A 440-nucleotide genomic window follows, 5' to 3' on the forward strand; every position below is an offset into this window, starting at 1 on the left:
CACCCACCACAGACACCCCTCCCAGAACACGCCGCGGGGGTCTGGGGGCGGCAACCCCCAGGAACGCGGGGTCGAAGGGGCAGCCGCCCCCGGGGACGGGAACGGGTGAGGGCGGCGGGGGCGGAAATCCGTTGTCCACAGGCACCCACGTGGCGAAGTCTGGACAGTAGTGTCGGCATCCATGGAGCAGAGGCATCTCGGCCGCACCGGCCTGCGTGTGTCCCGAATCGGGCTCGGCACCCTGACATGGGGCCGCGACACGGACGAACACGACGCCGCGGACATGTTGAAGGTGTTCTGGGAAGCCGGCGGCAGCCTGGTGGACACGGCTGACGTGTACGGCGACGGCGAGGCCGAGTATCTGCTCGGGCAGTTGATGGACGGCCTCGTACCCCGCCGCGACCTGGTCATCTCCACGAAGGCCGGCAGCGTCCCAGACC

1 protein-coding gene is annotated in these 440 nt (G+C 69.8%); it reads left to right on the plus strand.

All coding sequences use genetic code 11. The features are described from left to right. Positions 1-181: 181 nt before the first annotated feature. Positions 182-440 (plus strand): aldo/keto reductase (locus tag STRIP9103_RS03630; protein WP_009297879.1); only part of this gene is annotated, 259 nt, incomplete at its 3' end.

The organism is Streptomyces ipomoeae 91-03 (genome assembly GCF_000317595.1).
In the GTDB taxonomy this organism is placed as follows: Bacteria; Actinomycetota; Actinomycetes; order Streptomycetales; family Streptomycetaceae; genus Streptomyces; species Streptomyces ipomoeae.